This window comes from Paraburkholderia sp. BCC1885 (genome assembly GCF_900996235.1).
Classification (GTDB): domain Bacteria; phylum Pseudomonadota; class Gammaproteobacteria; order Burkholderiales; family Burkholderiaceae; genus Paraburkholderia.
In genome coordinates this window covers 1-3906 of the sequence record NZ_CAAJGM010000265.1, presented here as the reverse complement: position 1 = coordinate 3906, position 3906 = coordinate 1, and the positions used below count along the sequence as shown (strand labels likewise).

General features: G+C 59.3%; 4 protein-coding genes and 1 pseudogene. All 5 read right to left on the bottom strand.

The window, feature by feature from the left end:
• On the bottom strand, positions 1-111 hold a 111-nt coding region (locus FQ755_RS34700; RefSeq protein WP_144160736.1), incomplete at its 3' end, for an SDR family NAD(P)-dependent oxidoreductase.
• 312 nt (positions 112-423) lie between these two features.
• Positions 424-1674: pseudogene (locus tag FQ755_RS34695) on the bottom strand (MFS transporter).
• A gap of 809 nt (positions 1675-2483) precedes the next feature.
• The gene (locus tag FQ755_RS34690) at positions 2484-3041 is read right to left on the bottom strand and encodes a peroxiredoxin family protein (protein ID WP_186308745.1); all 558 of its coding nucleotides are present in this window, start codon (positions 3039-3041) and stop codon (positions 2484-2486) included.
• A gap of 13 nt (positions 3042-3054) precedes the next feature.
• Positions 3055-3591 (bottom strand): peroxiredoxin-like family protein, encoded by a 537-nt coding sequence (locus tag FQ755_RS34685; protein ID WP_144162256.1) that lies wholly within the window; start codon positions 3589-3591, stop codon positions 3055-3057.
• Positions 3592-3596: 5 nt separating this feature from the next.
• Positions 3597-3794 carry a hypothetical protein gene (locus tag FQ755_RS34680; protein ID WP_144162254.1) on the bottom strand — a complete coding sequence of 66 codons (198 nt, stop codon included), beginning with the start codon at positions 3792-3794 and terminating at the stop codon, positions 3597-3599.
• Positions 3795-3906: the final 112 nt, after the last annotated feature.

Below are 3906 nucleotides of genomic sequence, written 5' to 3'. Positions count from 1 at the left end.
CGTGATGAACACGCGTGCGCCTTCATTGGCGAACGCTTTGGCGACACCGAGGCCGATACCGGCGCTGGCACCGGTAACTACGGCGACCTTACCCTCAAGTTTTCTGCTCATGATTTCGTTCCTTCGTTCTGGATTGCTATGCGCCGTTCGTTCATGTCGGAGCGTCTCGGCAGGCGCCAAGGTTGGCGCTGAAGCATCGAAACGGTAGAGCATGGAGCGAATTACCTGTAGCCGGCGGTTGAGACTAATTGCTATTCCATTTTGGAATAGCAATGGTAGGACCAGTCGTTGTCGCGGCGCGCGCTACTCATGAGAGATCGTTGCCACGCCGAAGTCGGAACAGGACCCGTACGCGTATGGTGTTAGTCTTTAGTGTCGGCGAGGCTCAGCTATTCAAGCCCCGCCAGCACCGTGGCGAAGCGGCTATGCTTCCCTAAGCGGCTCCGCGGAAATAGGCGGCGGAACTGCTTTCTCCAACGCCGGTTTCACGTGCCCAACCCAGAAAGCACCAAATAATACGAGTGCGGCAGCCAGCAAGCCGTCGAGGCCATAGCCCTGAATAGCCCCGTGTGCATCGAACGACAGGAACAGTCCACCGAGCCATGCACCGCAACCGGCGCCGAGTGCTTGCAGCGCGCTATTCGTGCTAAGAAAAGCACCACGGTTGGACGGTTCGGGGACGGTGGTGAGCAACGCCTGCATCGGCACTAGCCGGCCGGACACAATCACCATGAACACCGGGAACAGCAGTAGCATCGCGACGTACGACAAGCTCGGCAAATGCGTGATGAACAACAGGGGTACCACAGACAGGGCCGCCATCACACGGAACATGAGGCCGCTGCCATAACGGTCGGAGAGCGTGCCAACAAGCCTTGCCGAGAAGAAAGTCGCGGCGCCACCCGCCATGTAGAGCCAGGACAATTGCGCGGGCGCGACGCCATAGTTGGCCACAAGTATCGGCGAGATAAACGGGACCACCAGCATTTGCGACACCATCATGATAAAGTCAGCGCGAATGCGTTGGCATTACGCGGTTTCGACACCAGTCGCCACAGCGTAGGCAGTACGATGCGTAACGGAGGTTGCGTGCGGCTCAAATGCGCGGTGAGCGAAGGCACGATCTGCATGCCGGCTAGCCAGCAATACCGACAAGCCCACCAGCAGGATGAACGGTGCGGACCAGCCGAAGTGCGCACCCAGCAGGACGCCGGCCGGTACACCCGCCACTGCGGCGAGCGAGAAGGCTGTCATGATCGTGCCGGTCGCAGCACCGCGCCTGGCGGCGGGAATGACGTCGCTGACGATGGCCATGACGATCGATCCGAGCACGCCGCCAGTAATGCCAGCGAAAGCGCGCGCGATCAGAAGCATCGGGAAACTAGTGGCACAGGCACATGCGAGGTTCGATAGCGCGAACAGCGCATAGACCGCGAGCATGAGACGCCTACGATCAAAGCGATCAATATAAGTGGCGGCGAGCAGCCCCGAGAGACCCGAGCACCAGGAATAAGCTGATACAGCGGTGGCGAATCCGGTGGGCGAAATTTGAAAACTCCGCATGATTTGCGGACCGAGCGGCATTATCACCATGAAGTCCATGATGATGGTGAATTGCGTGAGCGCAAGCAGCCACAGAATGCGCCGCTCTCGACTTGCATCTAAACTATACATGTAGTCGTCCTTATTAAGGAATTATTGATGAATATCATTCTGATGTCAGCTCACCGCCTGAGAAGGCGAGGGCGTGTTGGCCCCACGCGGAGTGAAGTTGATCATCCCGGCCCGCGGTCGTGCGCGCGCGCTCAGGTCATGGTCCAGAGCCTCGCCCAACCTGTTGCCACAAACGTCTTCGAGACGTTCAGAGACCACGAGTCGGTGCTTCCCGGCGCGCCAACGGTGGCTCGGGATAAGCTGCGCTCCGGTTCCGTCCGGTGCGAGTGACACACGCGTCTGAACGACCTCTCCGGAAGGGGTCTGGACTCCGATCTCGTCCTCGCAAAGGGCTGCGTCCATAACCCTGTCGAAGTGCACAACGGCGGGATCGAGACTCCCCACCGTTGGGGAGACTAGACGCCAGTAGGTCTCGTTGATCGCGTCCCGGACTGGATCGCTTACGCAGAAGGTATGGCGCGCTGTCTGCCCGAGTGCCGTGATGACAAGGCTGTAGGTCCGCCCGACGACAAGCGCTGGGTCGTGAGACGGGTCCGCTCCAAGACCGCGTTTGATCCGTCCTGGCTCCATCAGCACCGTCAGGCGGCGCCCATCAGGGGACCACAGCTCCTGCGACAGGACGAGGAAGGGGTCACGCACCATCTGCCCCTCCTCGTTTTGCAGCCAGAGTTGGTCACGATCGAAGTGTGCCTCTCCCGGCCTCGGAAAATGTATGTAGAAACGCAGGGTGTTGGCGGGAAGCACCGTGGCTTGAGGAGAGATGCGGATCGGCATCTCGGGGCATTTTGCGATATGTTGGTTTAGAGCCTTCACGGATTTCGCAGGCCCAGGCTTTTCGCAACGGCCAGAGTCTCCGAGGGATCAGGCCGATAGCGATAGTCAGGATCGGCCTTCGCATCGCGGATAGCGCCGCTCGTGTCGATGACGAAGCGGGCTGGAATCGGAAGCTGCCAGACACTCGCATCGTCCACGAGCAAGTTGAATTTCAACTTGTCGTCCGCGGCCTGCTTTTTCGCCCTGTCTGCGCTTTGCGGCGATAACACGACAAGCTCAACGCCGGCCTGCTGATACTGATCGTACAGATCGTTGAGAGCCCGAACCTCGGCCGCGCAGTAGGGACACCAGCCGCCCCTCGTGAAACTCACAACGAGCGGTCCACGGGTGAGCAGATCGAGGGACGATACATCTTCGCCGTTCTGATTCTTAACCGTGAACGGCGGCGCCGGCGCGCCGGTTTTTAGGATTTGGCTAACCGCGCCGCTTTCGCGGAGAAGCCCGATATGTCCATCCATTACAGCCGCGGGCTCGGGCGGCAGCATCTTGCCAAATTTCTCCCGAAGCTGGGAAAGGGTTTCTTCGAGTGTCATCGGTTGATTCTTCTCAAGCGGCTCGGGCTGAGACGCCAGTCGCGAGATTGAGAACCTCATCAACGGACCACTGGTCGTAGGCGTCTGTGCCGTATTTTACGGCGTTGATCCGCCCGGACGGCTCGATCAGGAAGTCGGCGGGCAACCCCAAGGGCCCCCCGGCGAGCCGAAGCCCGAAATGCCCGTGCGCCATTCCCCGCGCCGCAGCTCCCAAGGCCTTGAGGCTCAGGAAGCCGAGCGAGGTTTCGACGCCGAAGTCCTTGTAAAAGGCCTTCTTCGGATCGCCGACCATCAGGAACGGGACATCTTTCTGGTACGAGTGGATCGATTGCGGCGAGGAATGGAATACGATCACTTCCTTGATGCCGGCGACTTCGATCTCCCGAGCGCGCTTCCGGAATTCCGCGATGTGTGTGTTGCAAATCGGGCAATCAACGAAGCGGCGGAATTGAAGATGGACGAGGCGCGTGGGATCAGGGAGGTTGATGACTTCCCCGTTCACAGCTTCCATCACCGTCGTCGGCACCAAGTCGCCTGGTTTGAATTTCATTGCGTTCACGCCGCCTTATGGGGCGGGAAACCGACACCCGGAAAATCGAATTCAACCCATACCTTGTCTATCCGCGCGGGCAGTGGGCTAGTCAGCAGGGTCTCTAGCGTTAGATTGCCGGTATCTGCGTAGCGGGTTAGCGAGACGAAGAAGCGATCGCTGAACAGGTCCGCCCGCAACGACGATCCAAGGAAGGTCTGCATAAATCATGCAGGAATTGAGTTGCCAAATATGCCGTCGACTGCGACGATTTGGGCATGAGACAAGCTAATCTGGGATTGGATTTGACGACCAAACGAACGCGCAAGCGGGAGT